General features: G+C 64.5%; 7 protein-coding genes and 1 pseudogene. All 8 read right to left on the bottom strand.

The features are described 5' to 3' along the window. Nucleotides 1-406: pseudogene (locus U5A65_RS06815) on the bottom strand (c-type cytochrome biogenesis protein CcsB); the annotation flags it as partial. 167 nt (nt 407-573) lie between these two features. Further along, entirely contained in the window at nt 574-1,245 is a 672-nt protein-coding gene (locus U5A65_RS06810; RefSeq protein ID WP_321910888.1) for a c-type cytochrome, read from the bottom strand. A 97-nt stretch (nt 1,246-1,342) separates the two neighbouring features. After that, nucleotides 1,343-2,536, bottom strand: coding sequence for a cytochrome C (locus U5A65_RS06805; protein ID WP_321910891.1), 1,194 nt, complete (start codon nt 2,534-2,536; stop codon nt 1,343-1,345). 469 nt (nt 2,537-3,005) lie between these two features. Continuing rightward, nucleotides 3,006-4,727, bottom strand: coding sequence for a c-type cytochrome (locus U5A65_RS06800; RefSeq protein WP_321945859.1), 1,722 nt, complete (start codon nt 4,725-4,727; stop codon nt 3,006-3,008). A 2-nt stretch (nt 4,728-4,729) separates the two neighbouring features. Continuing rightward, on the bottom strand, nt 4,730-5,566 hold the full coding sequence (locus tag U5A65_RS06795; RefSeq protein ID WP_321945858.1) for a hypothetical protein: 837 nt from the start codon (nt 5,564-5,566) through the stop codon (nt 4,730-4,732). Nucleotides 5,567-5,596: 30 nt separating this feature from the next. Next, on the bottom strand, nt 5,597-6,541 hold the full coding sequence (locus tag U5A65_RS06790; protein WP_321945857.1) for an outer membrane lipoprotein-sorting protein: 945 nt from the start codon (nt 6,539-6,541) through the stop codon (nt 5,597-5,599). Nucleotides 6,542-6,584: 43 nt separating this feature from the next. Continuing rightward, nucleotides 6,585-7,100, bottom strand: coding sequence for a hypothetical protein (locus U5A65_RS06785; RefSeq protein WP_321910893.1), 516 nt, complete (start codon nt 7,098-7,100; stop codon nt 6,585-6,587). After that, nucleotides 7,097-15,310 (bottom strand): Ig-like domain-containing protein, encoded by an 8,214-nt coding sequence (locus U5A65_RS06780; RefSeq protein WP_321910894.1) that lies wholly within the window; start codon nt 15,308-15,310, stop codon nt 7,097-7,099. Before U5A65_RS06780 ends, U5A65_RS06785 begins: the two co-directional genes overlap by 4 nt. Nucleotides 15,311-15,319 lie beyond the last annotated feature (9 nt).

The raw sequence follows: 15,319 nt of genomic DNA, 5'->3' as shown, positions 1-15,319 counted from the left end.
GGATGGCCGACTGGCTGGACAGGAAATACTTCAGGAAAAACGTGCTGTCGGCGCGCGACAGATCACCGTGATACAGCTGGATTGCGAACAACGACAGCGCCGCGATCCCGGCGATCAACAGGCGCGCCGGCTTCCAGCGCCAGCCCAGCACGACGAGCGCCGGCGTGGTGCCGCAGAGCACCAGCTTGTCGTAGTCGTTCATGTGCGCCTGGTAGCGCGACAGGGCAAAGGCCGCGCCCGCAACCATGGCGAGGGCAAACAGCCAGTCAGGGGCGTCGAGACGCCTCATGAAGGGACGCTCGTCGTCCAGCACGCTCGTTTGACTCGCGCTGCGCGCGGGCCTGGATCGATGCAGTGCCGCTGGAAGTGGCACCGCGGCATCGGCTGAAGATGAGCCTGATTTCATGGCATTCACCGTTCAATGACGAAGCAGACAGCATGGCGCAGCGCCTGCCGCCGGGCATAAAAAGGGTGCCCGCTCCGGGGGGGACGGCGCACCATGAAAGATGCCCGATGAGGAGGCGGGCACCAAAGCCGTTGAGCACAAGCGGCGCCACGTGCAACGCTGCCGCCTCATTGATTGCCTGGCGGGCTGGCGGATACCGCCTCTTCTGGCGGAAACACCTCGACGAACGCCGCCACCGCACGCATGTCCCGGTCCGACATGTTGGCGCACACCGCCTTCATGGCTGCACCGCGAGGCCGGGTGTCGGTTTGCTGGAACACCTCCAGTTGCTTCATGACGTAGTCCGCGTGCTGGCCCGCGAGCCGGGGAAACTGATTCATGCCTTCGCCATGCTGCCCGTGGCACGCAACGCACGCCGCGACGCCCTTGTCAGGCAGGCCCGAATGATAGATCGCCTTGCCTTCGTTGATGAGATCGAGTTTGCCCGCATCGCCGAGAACCACGGATTGACTCGAAAAATAGGTGGCAAGCTCGTCGATCTGTGTGTCGGTCAAATGCGTGAAGCCCCACATAAAACGCTGCGCGTTCGGATCGGCTCGCGAGTGAGTCTTGAAGTCCGTCAGTTGATCGACCAGGTATTCCTTTTGTTGCCCGGCGAGCTTCGGAAAGCTAGGCGACACGGAAACGCCGTTCACACCGTGACAGTTCGAGCACACCTGCAAGGCGATCGTTTTCCCCGGAACCTGCGGGTTGTCGACCTGCCGCGAATGCTCCAGGTCCTGGCAGGCCGACCCGGCCAGCAGCATTGCGATGGAAACGAATTGCGCCATTTTTTCCATGTTGCCAACCTCCTTGCTGCAGTCTCTGTATCTGTACTTCGTGCGCTGCGCGTCAAAGCGCAGCCACTTCGACGCACAGGCAACAGCGCGTGGAGCATCACCACGAAGCGGCCCACAGATAGATGAATAGCGTGTCGTTGTCTCTCGCGTTGCGCCCGGCGCCGTCGTAATTGGACGTGGCGCCGAGAAACTTGGTGTAATGCGTATATTGCAAGCCTATCCTGATACGTTGATTCGGTATCCAGAATATTTCAGGCATCCAGCCCTGCGTGTTCGTGTGAAAGTTCGCGCTACCCGCGTAGGCTACGCTGTCGGGACTGCCTGTCGTATTGAAGAACGAAAGACTGACACCGTACTTGGCCTGGTAGACGTACGATGCCTTGAGTCTCAGCGAATCGAGGTTTCCCGACGTGCTGTCGCCGAGGACGAAATTGTTCGGATCGTGGATGTTCTCACGCACATAGCGGGCCTGTGCGGTGATCGTGTGCGGCTCGAGCAGGTACTCGTACTGCGCGTCCATGCCGTAGTCGCGAAAGCGCGTTACGCCCTGTGTGAAGATCGGGAACTGGTTCGAGTCGTTCGGATAGATGTTCACGTTCAACAGGAACGCTCCGACCATTGCGCTATGGGGCCCCCAGTCTTTCGTCAACGCAATGCGCGCGTACGGGTTGTAGCCGCGCAGATACGTTTGCGGGTGAGCCGAGTTTCCTTCTGCACTGCCGTGACTCATGAACGACCAGATGCCGTCGGCCGTGCTGTACGCGGTCAGTTCGGCATAGACCGTTTTGTTCCAGTACAGATAGCCGCCAACGCCTGCCACCTGTGACGCGAGACTGCCTTCAATGACCGGCAAACTCGGAATTGAGGCAACCGGACTGATCGTCGAGGCGATGTACGGATAGCCCCATGCCGGCGCGGAGTTCCAGACGTCCTGCACGGTCGGATTGTTGTGCACCGTCACGCCGAGGATGAGATCGTTCGCCTCCCCGATGATCCGGTCCACGAACCGGATGTCGGTATTGTCGGACCCCCAGTGGCCTTCCCATTTGTTCGTCACGCCATTCTGATGGTCATAGTTCGTATAGGTGAACTGCGCGAACGCGCCGATCTTGTCGGTGATCTTGCCGGCGAGGAAAATGCTCGCAAAGTCGAATATGGGCAGGCCGTTCTTCGGGTTGATGATATTGCCGCTCGCGTCGTTGTTGACCCTCGTCTGGCTCAGATCACCGACTGCCATGGCGGCGATCGGGATCGTGCGCTCGCCAAGCGTGTAGCCAGTGAGCTTGAACATTCGCCCATAAGGCGTGAGCTCAGGAAATTGCCCTCCGGCGTGGCAGGCCACGCAACTTTGCCCGGTTTGGCGCGCAAAGATCGGCAGTGCGTATGCGGTGCTTGCCTGCAGCAATGCCAGCACGGTTAAGGCGACTATCCAGCCGCCGCGCAGCAAGTTGTGAAATGCTGCATGGCTGACACGTGTTCTTGCCATGGCTGCGTTCACGATGAACCTCTCGTACCTCACGCGATAACTTCATTGTGCAAACGCGCAATCCGGATCGGCATGGGTTAATGCCCTCCTCTTCCGGTAGGCGTTGCGCTAGATGTCGCGGTGTGTCAATTGCCCGTTCATCGTTTGGCGCACAGCATTGAGCGCCGCGGCCTCTTCGAAACGAAGCTGCGCGCGAAAAATTCCTTCGGTATGTTAATTAATCAATACATGAGCTTGAAGGCGCGTGACACGTTCCTGTCACACGCAATTGACCTCACGGCACGATCCAGTCCCCGTCGGCCACGAGCTTGATGTGATCCGGCCCGGCAAAGCGGACGATATAGCCGCCTTTGGACGCGAATGTCTGCCCCGGCGCCAGCGTCAGGCGCGGATAGTAACCCGTCAGGATGCGGCGTTCGAGCATGTCCTGAATGCGCTCCACCAGGTAGTCCCTCACGAACGCATCGACCATATGGCTCAGCGTCTCAGCGAGCAGACCACAGGCAAGATACGTGTCCGCCTGCACCTGGGGAGCCACCATCGGAATCTGTCTGATCGAGAACCAGCCGAACGCATAGTCGACGCGCACGCGCCGCCCTTCCGGCAAATCGAACGGGTACGCGAGGCGCGTGACGCCGCGCCAGCTCGCCGGCAAGGGGGTGCCGTCGAGCCCGCCCATGAGGCCCGACATGAACACGGTATGTGTCGCCGGGGGGATGCGCGCAAGCGCCGCGACGTCCGGTGGACGCAGCCACAGCACGAGCACGTCTGCGCGCGGTATCCCTTGCATGGCGTGCGCCACGCTCTCGCCGGGGGCAAGCGCGCGGTCCGACACCGCCATGCCGTGAGCTTTCAGCGCCGTGGCAAGCGCTTGCGCGCCGCGCTCGCCGTTGTCGCCGGCACGATAGACCTGCCAGACGTGCAGCGCTTTTGCGTCTTTCGTTCCCTGCGCCTGCCGCGCCCCGGCTTCATCGACGATGCGCGCCGCGATCAGGCCCGATTCGAGCAGCACGCCTTTGGAGAAGTACACGGAGTAGAAATCGTGATCGGTTTCGACCGGCACTTCCACGTTGGGAAAGAGGCACGGCACCGCCTCCTGCTCGCAAAAGTCGTGAATCGGCGCCCAGTTCTTGCCTCCGATACCCGACACCACGGCGAACACGGGCTGCCGGGCGAGAAACTGCGTAAGCTGGCCGCGCCAGGTGTCCGGCGGACCTTTAAGCTCCCATACGTGCAGCTCCCACCGGCGATTCACCATGAACATCATCTTGCGCGACGAACGCAGCGGCGGCACCGCACCGAGTGGAAAGACGTTCTTGTCGGCGAAGTAGTGCGTGAGCACATCGAGCATGCCCGCGCGCTTGACCGGATCGGCATCGGGTGTGACGATCGTCGCGAAGTGCAACACGGTATCCGTTACGCCCGTTGGCCTGTGCCGATCGAGGTGTTTCAGATAGCCGATCAGCGCCTGCATATCGGCGTCGTTCAGCGCGTATTGCGGCATCAGGCTGCTCAGCGGCTTGCCTTCCGAGTCGATCCCTTCGCGAATGGCTCGCGCGATCGTCGCATCGGTGTATGGTTCGCGCTCGGCGCGCATGCCGGGAACATACGGCAAGTCGGTGTCTTCCGGGTTTTGCGCACGCGGCTCGACGAGGTAGCGCCACGTGATCGGCGGGATGCTGCTGTTGCCCTCCCGCGCGCCCAGGCCGCTGCGGCGATGGCAGTTCACGCAGGCCGCGGCTGCGCCTTGCAGGTGTACGCCCCCGTCGTGCATCGCTTCGAGCGGTTCACCCGAACTGAGGATGCCCTGCTGGTAGAGGGCCTCACCTGCGCTGCCCGTTGTGATCGACTGCGCCACCGGTGCGCAGCGCGCTTCGCCCACCGGCACGAGCAGCGCGGCGAGCAGCGTGACGAGCCGCGCGCAGGGAGCCAACCCTCGCCACGCCAGTGAAGGTGTCCATGCCCGGCCTCGTGGCCTGCTTGCCGCGCGCTTCATGGTCAGGGCAACGGCTGTCCGGCGCCAGGCAGCGCCGGTGAGGCATCGACGTCGATTGAAACCGATTTGCGATGCATCTGCGGCGGCGCGGGTCGCGTGAAGATGCCATCGTCGAGCGCCGGATTGACCGACACCTTGTCGATCGTCAGCTTGTCCTTGTTGTCGGACGCCGCTGCGCCGCTTTCGATCTCCAGCGGTATTTGCAACCCCTCGACGCTCCTGAAGTCGCTGTAATCCACCAGCACCACGACCGTTTGCCCGAGCGGCGTGCGCACCTGGTGGTCGACCCGTACGTCGAGAAAGGTTTGCGCGTCGATCCACACGTGGCGGGTCACGCCGGAAGGCAGCTTCGCGGCGAGACGATATGTATCGCGGCCGCCCACCTGATCGGTGCCCTCGAGCGTGACGGCAACACCCTTCGCTTGATGGTCGATCAAGAGCCCGTCGATCACCTGCTCGTCGCGTGCGGACGTCGCCTCATCCATCGAGTACGGACGCGGCGTGGCGCTGCCCATGCCGTTCGGGCCCAGTTTCCACCCTTGTTTGCCGTCGAATACGCGCACCGACTTCTGGTTGTACACCGTGACCTCGAAGCGTGTCTTGTTCGGGCGCTTCATGGCGAGGACGAATGGCAGATCCGGTGCAGGCGCATTGGCGCTATTTACGTGGCCGGACCAGATCATGGTCTGGACTTTGCGCCAGGCGTCGAGACCGCCACGCGCTTCGACGTTCTTCTCGACAATCTGATCGACGCTCAGGTCCCGCGCGGGTAGTTGCTCGCCCGCGAACACAACCGCCGCGACGCTGCCGGCGAGCACCCATACTGCGACTGGTTTCATGGCCGTGAACCTCATCGGGGCGCTCGCTGGCTAGTGGCTTGCGCTCTGGCGTGGGCTCGGGTGAGCGCCGGCGTTCGCGCTTGCATTGGGACTGGCGCCAGGGCTCGCCGCCGCGTGCGAGCTCGGGCTCAGAACCGGGTTGGCGCCGACGCCCGGCGCCGGGTGCGTCACTTTCGCCACCGTGAGCTGCGGCTTGGCAAAAAGCGTGTCGTCCGCCGGGGCGTTCAGCGTGACCTTATCGACGATCAGCTTGTGCGAGCCTCTCGCACCGATGACTACCGTCTCGAGCGTATGCGGCATGACGAGACCGCCCGCGTTGCGGTAGTCGCGATAGAAGATGGCGACGTTGTGCATCTTGCCGTCGAGCTTGCGCGCGTCCCCGTCCATCTTCAGTTCGAGAAAGCTGGACGCATCGACCCATACGCGGCGCGACGTGTTGTCTTTCATCGTCAGCTTCAACACATACGCGCGGTGGCCTTCGATCATTTCCATGCCTTGCACGTCGACTCTCGTGCCCGTTGCCGCAGAGTCCATGAGCGGACCGTCCAGCTCGGCCCACGATGCGGCCGCTTTGGCCTCCGCGGGCGAGTACGGCTCCACTTCGTTGCGGCCGAGGAACGGTCTGACCTTCCAGCCCTGTGCGCCGTCGTAGACCTGGAATGCCGTCTGGTCGTTGAAGCGGACCTCGATGCGGCTCTTGCGCGGGCGCTTGAGCGTCATCGTGAATGGCAGCCTGGTGTTCTTCGTGCCGCCCGCCTCGAGCTGCCCAGACATCGTCATCGTGTTGACCGCGTGCCATGCCTGCAGGCCGCCGCGTGCCGCGGCGTTGCGCTCGACGATCTGCGCCGCGCCCATATGCGCCGCTCCCGCCGTCTGCGCGCTTGCTGCAGAAGACCCCGCAAGCGCGGCGGGAGCGCTCGCCAGAAGGGTCGCCACCGACGCGGTCTGGATTGCCAGCGAAAGAAAGCGGTTCATGAGTCATCTCCTCTTTATCGGCGCACGCAAAGCGGTTGCGCAATCATTGGACTATCAGCCCGTCGACGTGAAACGACCCCACGAAAACGTCGACACGCTCTCCGGCCTTGATCACTCCACCCTTGTTCGAAAACACCATCCAGTACTCCTGACCGGTTTCCAGCGGACCGCTCTGGCGCAGCGCGCCGACCTTGTCCATCACCGGGATTTCGAGCAGCGCATGGCTCGTTCGCCCGAACATCAACGCCGTCGCGGTCTTTTCGCCGAGCGGCCGCGCCGCCACCGGGTCCGTCACGCGATAGCTGAAGCGGATCAGGTTGCCCGACGCCGTGCGGCGCACGCTCAGGTGGTCGATACCCTGTGCCAGCTCGTAGTACCCCTTCGCGCGCTGCGGCAGGCTCGCCGGCGAGTACGGCGACTGCTTCGCCGCCGCTCCCGCTGGCTTGTGCGCCGCGTTCGCGCTTTCCTCGCCCGCGGCCGGCTGCAGCCAGGCCGCGGCGAGGCACACAGCGCCGGCAATCAGCACTGCCCGCGGCGGCCGGAGGCTGCGCCCGCTCACGGCAACGCTCCCAGCGTCTTCGCACCCGCCGGTGCCGCCGGTGCGGGCGTGGCAGGCGCAGTCGTCGTGGCGGCCGGCAAGATCCCCTGCAGCAAGCCGAGCAGCGTCACCGGGTTGTTGACCCCCAGCGCAAGCGGGTACGGCTGCGAGGCAAGCGTGCCGGGCCGCACGAACTCCACTGCGCCGATGTCGTAGGCCCCCAGCTGCGGCCGCGGCGTGCCGAAGATGTCGCGATTCGGTGCGCCCGCCGCCGTGGCATGGTTGAGCGCCGGCGAGGTGCCCGGGATCGTGTAGTTCCCGAGCAGCACGTTCAGTTGCGTGCCCGTGCTCGCCTCGTTGAACAGCGACAGCGGACCGTACGCCATGTTGATCCAGTTGTTGCCCTCGTCCGGCGTTGCCGACGGCAGCAGGCTGAACAGCGGATTCGGCAGCACCGTGTCCGCAATGCCCGGTGGCACCGTGATGCCGATGCCGCCCGCCTCCGGCGGCACACGCGAACCGTTGCAGTACTGATGCACGACGGTCGGATTCGATCCGCTGTTGTTCGCGTTCGGATAGTCGCCGGCGTCGGTCAGGATCGAGTAGCGCGGGTTCATCGTCAGGCCCGAGCCGTGGTTGGCGGCCCCGGTGTCGCCGAACGCGCCGATGTCCCAGTAGACCGCCTTCGGATCGCAGTAGCCCGTGGCCTGCCCGGCCTGATTCAGCGTCGGGACCAGCGTGACGACGTTCTGCAGCCCGGCAATGCCCGGATCGAGTCCTCCCACTGTGATGTAGAACGTGCGGTTCTGCCAGAACAGGTCATTCGTGAGCACCGGGTTCGAGAACGTCGTGCAGCTCGGGTGGCCGGCTGGACACGTCACGCCCAGGTTGGTGAATGCCGCCACCAGATTCTGCGTATGGCGCGCGGTCTCGAGCCCGGCCGGCTCGTACTGCGACGTCGTGGTCGGCTGGCAGGTCGTTTCCGAACCGGAGGTCGTGCAGTTCGGCGGCCCGACATTGGCCTGGGTCGCAGCGGCGGTGTTGAACAGCACGCCGGCCGTGGCGGTCGTGTCGTTGGAGATGACCGTGTTGTTGATGAAGCTCACGGCCACCGCATCCTGCAGCGACACGCCACCGCCTGCCCAGCCCGCCACGTTGTTCGCGATGATGTTGTTCGTCACGTTCACGCGGTACCAGCTTGCGCTGTTGTTCGGACTGCGTTGCACATCGGTGCCGTTGACGTTCTGCAGCCGCAGGCCGCCGCCCTTGCCGCTTTCCGCCGTATTGCCGATGATCAGGTTGCCGTCGATCGTGATGCCCGGGCCCGCACCGTCCGAGAGCTGCGGCGCGCAGTCGACGTCCTCGGTCGCGTTCTCGCAGAAGGTGCCATCCGGCGGCACACCCTGAACGATCAGCCCGCCGCCGTACGTCGGCAACGTCGGGTTGTTGCTCTGATTGAACAGGATCCAGTTGTGCGACAGGTCGCCGTTGTAGCTGAAACCGAAATGCGCGACTCCACCGCCATCGCCGCTGCTGATGTTGCCGCAAACCCAGTTGTAGTTGAACCTGTAATAGTCGGCGCCCGAGCAGAACGACACCCCGCCGGCCGAAGACGGCGTGGTCGAATTGATCTCGTCGCCGTACGAAGCGTTCGACGTGACCTGGTTGTTATGCACGTTGACGTGGGCGTTGTACAGGAACGGGAGCTGGGTCACGTTGTCCCCCGCGATCGTGCCGTCGGGCACTTCGACCTGGCCGACGATAATGCCGCCCGTGAGCGTTCCCGCGTTCGAGAAGACGCGATTGTTCGACACCTCCGTGTAGTGGTTCCAGCCGTGCAGGTAGATACCGCCGCCGCCTTGCGAGCTGTTCGTGAACGACATGCCGTCGATGCGCGACGGGTTGCACAGGAAGTTGCTCTGATAGGTATTGCAGTCCGCGGCGCTGTTGGTCAGCGGCGTGCAGATACCGTTCGCGACGCAATTCTGGTCCTGTGTCAGCACACCGCCCACGAGCACGTCCTTCACGCCCTTGCCGAGCACGGTAATGGCCGCGCCTTCGTACGCGCCCATCAACGTCGGCTCGATCAGCGTCTCCGCAAGGTTGCCGTTGAGGTTGAAATCCCAGCCGGCAGTCGGCTCGAACGGGATGCCGTCGATCTTGCGCTGCATCGAGGCGAGGCAACTGTACGTGCCGGTCGGATCGTACGGATTGCCCGCCGAGATCAGGGCCCCGTTCAGTGCGTCGCCGAACAGGCATCCTACCTGCCTGCGCCACGGGTCGAGCTTGCCCGACGGATGCGGATTCGCGTCGATCGTGACGGACGTGGCACCCACGCCCTGCAGCCGCACCGGCTTCCACATGAGCAGCATCTCCTTGTAGGTGCCCGGGCCGACGACGATCATGTCGCCCGAAGTGGCGTGGTCGATCGCGGCCTGGATCGCGTTGCCCGCGGTGTTCTCGCCGCCCACGTAGGTAGGCGCCTTGCCGCCGACCGTCACGGTGACCGCGTCGATCGAGCGCTTGCCGCTGGCCGAGGTCACGACGAGCTCGCCGCACTGGGTAGGCGTTGCCACCCCGCGCTGCTGGATCGTGCAGGCCCCGCCGGCGCCGATCAGCGGCGGCACGACCACCGTGATCTTCGCGTCGCTCCACGATGTCACGAGCGCCGGTAAGCCCCCGATCGTCACGGCGCCCCGCTGCGCGCCGAAGCCGTAGTTGCGCGTGATGAACTTCTGGTTGAACGGCGCGTTGGTTGCGCTCGGGCCGGTGTAGGCATGGTTCGGCACCTGCTGCTGGCCGACCGACGTGATCGTCAGCGTCTTCAAGGGTGCGCTGACCCACGGGCCCGCGCCGCCGTTGCTGCCCGCGGACGTGTTGCCGGAAATCGCGTCGCCGGTCACGCTCGCAATGCCCGGCGTGCCGTCCGGATAGGCGCAGTCGACCTGGTTATACCCATCCGCGAAGGCCGCAACGGGCACCACCGGTGTATCCATGTACTGCGTTTGTCCGGGCATGAACGGGATCTCGTAGCAGAACTGGCTGTATGCCGGGTTGTAGAGCGGGTCCTTGATGGTCTGGCCCGAGTGCGCCGGGTCGGGCATGTACGGGTCGTTCATGCAGGCGACCATCATCGTCGGCGCGTAGCCCGTCGGGTTCGGCGGATTGACTTCCCAGGTCGAGTAGGTCAGCCCGTTGAAGATGCCCCACTGGTCCGAATAGGTGCGCGAGATTTCGTTGCCCGCGAAGTCCTTGAACGACACCGGCACGTTCGGCACTGCGAACTTTTCGCCGAATTGCGGCGAGTACGGATCGAACTCCGACGAGAAGTCGTCCAGCATGAAGCCGGTGTAGTGCGCGGCAACGTGCGTCGAGCTGAAGATCCAGAACTTCGCCAGCACCGAGCTCTGGTCGGTGAGTTCCACCTCCTTGCGGTCGCACAGATTCCTCGAAGCCCCCGCGAACGGCGAGACTTCCTGCGAGCCCGGGAACAGGCTGATGTAGTCAGGAACGATGCGCAGCTCGCCCACACACGGCCAGAAGCGTTCGACCGACCCGGTATCGCCTTCGCCGTGCGGCGTGGAGCCGAGATTCGTGGTCGGGTTCTGCGCGTTGTTCTGGTTGTACGTGGAGTTCATCGCGGCCTGGTCGGGCAGGATGAAAATGTCGCCGATGCCGCCGAACTGCTGCGTGACCGGTGCGATGTAGTTATCGCCGATCAGGATGTTCTTGTCCTCCTCCTTCACGAGTTCGTAGCCCGGCGGCACGATGATCTCGACCACATACTTGCCGGGGGGCAGCATCTGCGTGCCGTCCTTGGTGGGATTCGCCTGGCAGATCGTGCAGTTCGTGCCGGTCGGCAAGCCGGTTTGCGGGTTGCGGCTCGTCACGCTCGGGAACTGGTACATGCCGTCGTACGGCGCCGGCTGCACTTGGTTGAACACGTGCATGCCGTCATAGCACTTGAACTGCGAATTATTCGGCAGCGCGCGCTGCTGCGGGTCGAGCCACATCTTCGTGTTCTGCAGCGTGAAGAAGAATGGATCGCTCGTGCTCTGGCCCGGGCAGTTCATGTTCGGAATGCCGTCCGAACGGAAACCCTGGGCCCAGTCGTCCCAGCTCGCGGTCTTCGTCGAGTCGACGAGTTTCAGGCTCGTGGAGCCGTCGGCCGCGACGCCTTCCTGGTACAGGTTCACCGTGACGTTCGGCACGTCGGGCGTCCACTTCGTGTGAATCAGCAACGTGGGATCGTCGAACGGGCGCGTCGAAGCGTAGATGACTTCGCCGTGGATGCCGCCATTCTCGTTCGGCGCGAACTGCGCCTTGCCGAACTCGATGAACGAGCTCTGGCCCGAGAAGCCCTGCCAGCCCATGGTGGTCACCCACGGCGGATCGACACGGCCAGTCGAAGGACTCGAGCCCGAGCGGTCGTTGCAGTCCGCGTCGTTGCAGTACACCGCGCCCGGCACCCGCAGGTTCGTTGGCAGATGGATCGATTCCAGCGTGTTCGCGTAGTTCGCGGCGATGGTCGACTTGCCGCCGCCCGGCGTGCCGTCGGGCGGACCGCCCGCGTCATAGACGACGTGCACGCCAGTCTGCTTGAAGCGGGTCTGGTCGGTATCGACGACGTACCAGTTGAACAACGGGAACTCTTCGTTGAACGACGCGTAGCCGTTCATGTCCGTGTTGTTGAAATCCGAATAGCTGCCGTCGCGGAAGCGGATGTTGGTCGACAGCAGCGCGAGCCCTGGCTTGCTCGGATCTCCTATGCCGTTGCCGTTCGTGTCGAGGAACGTGCGCGTATAGAGATTCGTCTGCCACTGCAGCACCGCGAGATCGCCGGCGTCCGTCACCGCGCCGCCTCCGAGCGTCACGGCCGAGGCGAGCCCGTCGACGATCTGGTCGTTCCACTGGTCGAACACCGTGATGCGGGTAATGCCGGCCGGCAGGCCCGAGAAGCTGAACGTGCCGTCCGCGTTGCACTTGGTGAACGCGTAGTCTTCGCCGTCCGGATCGCCCACGCTCACGTAGCACTGCGTGAAGCTCAACGGCTTGCGCGACTGGCTGCCGTACAGGTGCTCGTCAGGCGGACGGCTGTAGTGCAGGTTCGTCACCCGGCCCTTGAGCCCGTTGTTGCAGGTCGAGGTGGCGCACAGCAAAGGCAGCCGCGCGTTGACGATCTTCGGGTTCGCAAAGCCGATCGAGACATGGAAGCCCGCCGGCCCGAACTCCTGGAAGTACGCCGGGCCGCCGACCTTGATGAACGAGTCGTGCGCCTTTTGCCCGTCCAGCGTGTTCGTCTGCAGCCACTCCTCGCCTCGTGAGATGCGGTCGGCCGCGGGCGTGGCGATAATGCCATACCGGCCCGGCATCAGATTGGCGATGATGGCCTGACCGACGAGCGGCGATATCGTCTTGCCGTCCGACTCGTATTTCGGGCAGGTCGGGATCATGCCGACAAGGCCGTCCGGGTTCGTCGAAATCGGGCACGCGTTGAGCTGGGTGACCGGATCGATCGTGCCTGCCAGCGAATTGGACAGCGGCATGTTGAACATGTCGTAGGTCATCTGTCCGGTCGGGCTGCCGCTGCCGCCGGCGTCGTCCCACAGCTTGATTTCGAAGCCGCCGAGTCCCGGCTCGCGGGCCGAGCCGAAGGTGTCGGTGCCGCCGCTCACGTCCACTTCGCCGTTCAGCGGTGCATCGTCCTCGAACACGAACACGGAAACCTTCGCCGTCGGGAATGGCGCTTCCTCCAGCAACACATTGACCGAGGTCTGGCCGGCCGAGATCGGTGCGCCGCCCATGCCGTTGCCGCACTTGCCCGTGCCCGGCGCGAAGTTCGCAACGGTCGGACAGTCCTTGGAGATATCGAACTGCCGCTGCGCACCTGTGGGGTTGGACGGATCGACCGGCTGCGGCGCACCGCCGCCGTTCGTGAACGAGTTGTAGGCGTTGCCCGGCAAGATCGAGATGTAATAGCGCTTCTTCGGATCGAGCGCCACTTGAGACGGATCCACCGGCACCTGCTGCGCCGCCGTTGTCCGGCACACGCCGTTGCCGATATCGCACACGGCTGGTTTATGGGTCTGGCTCGCGGGATCGTAGACCGTCTGGCCCGCTTCGCATGCGGCGACGCCGACACAGCCCGCCGCCACCACAGGCATGTAGCTCGTATGGAAGTTCGCGCCAAGACTCGGCACCGGCAGCGGCGGGCAAGTCGCCGGACGCGTGGACGAATTCACCTGGCAGGCCGGATCGATCTGGAACGTTCTGTCTTCCTCGATGATCCAGCGGTAGTCGCTGATCTTCACCGGCGTTTTGCCCGGTTGCGTGCTGGGCGCATCCAGCACGTTGACGACGAGTCCGCTGCCGCCCTTGAACGTCACGGTCACGGTCGCCGTGTTGCTCGCCGTGTTCTGCGCATTCACCGCCTGGTACCGGAACGTCACGCTGGCGGACGCCGTGCTGCCCATTGGCGCCGTTGCCGGGCTAGCCGTGAACGAGCCGTCCGGATTCAGCGTAACGGAGCCGCCGGTCGGCGTGCCGACGAGCGTCGCGGTGAGCTGTAGTCCATTCGGATCGCTCGCGTACGTGAGCACGCCGGGCTCGGCGATCTGCAGGCGCGAAGCGATGTTGCTCGTATAAGCGGCGTTGCCGGCCGTGGGCGGCCCGGACAGACAGCCGTTGCCGGACGTGCACGCCGTGAGCGTCACGGTGGCAGCGGCGTTCGGGTTACCGTTCGCCTGATACTGGAAGCTGTCGGCCGTCGTGCCTGGATTCGGCGTGTACACGAACGTGCCGTCGGGGTTCAGCGTGAGCGCGCCGCCGGTGGGCGGAGTCTTCACCTGCACGCCGTAGACATTGGCGTCCTTCGCCGCCACGCCTCTCGCCGGATCGGACACGGTCAGCGTCTTGCCGGGCACGAAGAAATAGGTGGAGCCGGTGACCGTCGCGTTCGCCACGGCGGCAGCGGAAGCCGCACTCGAGTTGTTGATGCTGATGTAGCCCTGCATGCCGCCATCGCGCGCATTGTTGGTCGACAGACTCAGCTCGCGGTCGAACACCGGCAGCGCGGATGTGCTCGCCGCCGGCATGTTCACCAGCGCATCGTAAGTCTTGCCGGCAGACATGAACACTTCCGACTGGACCCGCGGATTGCCGGGCAGCAGGTTGCCGTCCTCCGCGATCAACGCGAAGCCGGAAACCGGTGAGGCGCCGGTTTGCGCGCCCACCACGGCAGGCACGTGCATGCGCAGACCCGCATTGACAAAGCGAAGCATGATCGGCCCGGTCGTCGCGGCGCTCGTCGCGGCGAACGTCGAAGCGCCCGGATTGGTGCGGTCGAACGAGACACCGTTGATGAGGTAATAACGCGGGTCGTAGTTCACCGTGGGCGGATAGCAGGTGCCAAACGCGGTCGACTTCGAATCGCCACAGCCGCCTGGCTGAGCGGACCAGGCCATGGTTTCGCTAAAGCCCGGGGTCGCGACCGCCGCGGCGACCGCCGTGTTCTGCACTGGATCGATTTCGCCCAGCACGAGCGGCACGTCGGTGTCGTAGCTGACGCCCGGATACGCTTGCGCCGGAGTCGTGCCGTTTGCCGCCGTTCTCACCACCAGCACGCCATACAGCCCCATCGGCCCCTGGATCGACGGATGCGTGCCCGACTCGATCAGGTACGTGCCGGGGTTCAGGTTGTTCCATGAGAGCGCCGTGGTGCTGCCGTGCGCCACTTCGGTCGAGAACGACTGCACGCGGGCCACTTGTGTCGGCGGCGTAAACGACGCACCGCCGGGCGCGGGCGCAGCGGTCGGCCACGTGGTCGCGGTCTGGGTGGGGTGCGTCGGGCTCGGCATGCTTGTCGCCGTCGTGCCCAGACCGCCGCCCAGTTGCCCGACGATCACGAGCGACGTCGGCACGGAGCCCGGCAGGCTGTTGGTGAGATTGATCGTGAGTTGCCCGGGCGGCACCGTGATCACCACGGGGGACCAGTTCGTACCCGCCCCGGGGTTCGCGGCCGCACACGCGGCGGGCGCAACGGCCGCCGTCGAGCAAGCGTAGCCCCACATCGGCACGCTCTGTCCGTCAGGCATCACGGCAGTGGTGGCTTTCGCAGTCAGATTGACGGTCGCCTGGGCAAATGCCATCTCGCTTGCGCCCAGCAGCAGGCAAGCCGCAATCGATACCTTAAGCATACCTAACAGGTTTGCCTTGAGTGTGGTGGATCTCATCGCCGTTCT

The sequence above is a fragment of the Paraburkholderia sp. J10-1 genome, from assembly GCF_905220165.1.
Taxonomy (GTDB): Bacteria; Pseudomonadota; Gammaproteobacteria; order Burkholderiales; family Burkholderiaceae; genus Paraburkholderia.
Note: the sequence above shows the minus strand (reverse complement) of the source record. Positions and strands in the feature narration are given on the sequence as shown.

What these genes read in the sequence shown, in the direction of transcription:
- U5A65_RS06810 (WP_321910888.1), bottom strand. Translation starts at nt 1,245, where the DNA reads ATGGAAAAAATGGCGCAATTCGTTTCCATCGCAATGCTGCTGGCCGGG.
- U5A65_RS06805 (WP_321910891.1), bottom strand. Translation starts at nt 2,536, where the DNA reads ATGTTCAAGCTCACTGGCTACACGCTTGGCGAGCGCACGATCCCGATC.
- U5A65_RS06800 (WP_321945859.1), bottom strand. Translation starts at nt 4,727, where the DNA reads ATGAAGCGCGCGGCAAGCAGGCCACGAGGCCGGGCATGGACACCTTCA.
- U5A65_RS06795 (WP_321945858.1), bottom strand. Translation starts at nt 5,566, where the DNA reads ATGAAACCAGTCGCAGTATGGGTGCTCGCCGGCAGCGTCGCGGCGGTT.
- U5A65_RS06790 (WP_321945857.1), bottom strand. Translation starts at nt 6,541, where the DNA reads ATGAACCGCTTTCTTTCGCTGGCAATCCAGACCGCGTCGGTGGCGACC.
- U5A65_RS06780 (WP_321910894.1), bottom strand. Translation starts at nt 15,310, where the DNA reads ATGAGATCCACCACACTCAAGGCAAACCTGTTAGGTATGCTTAAGGTA.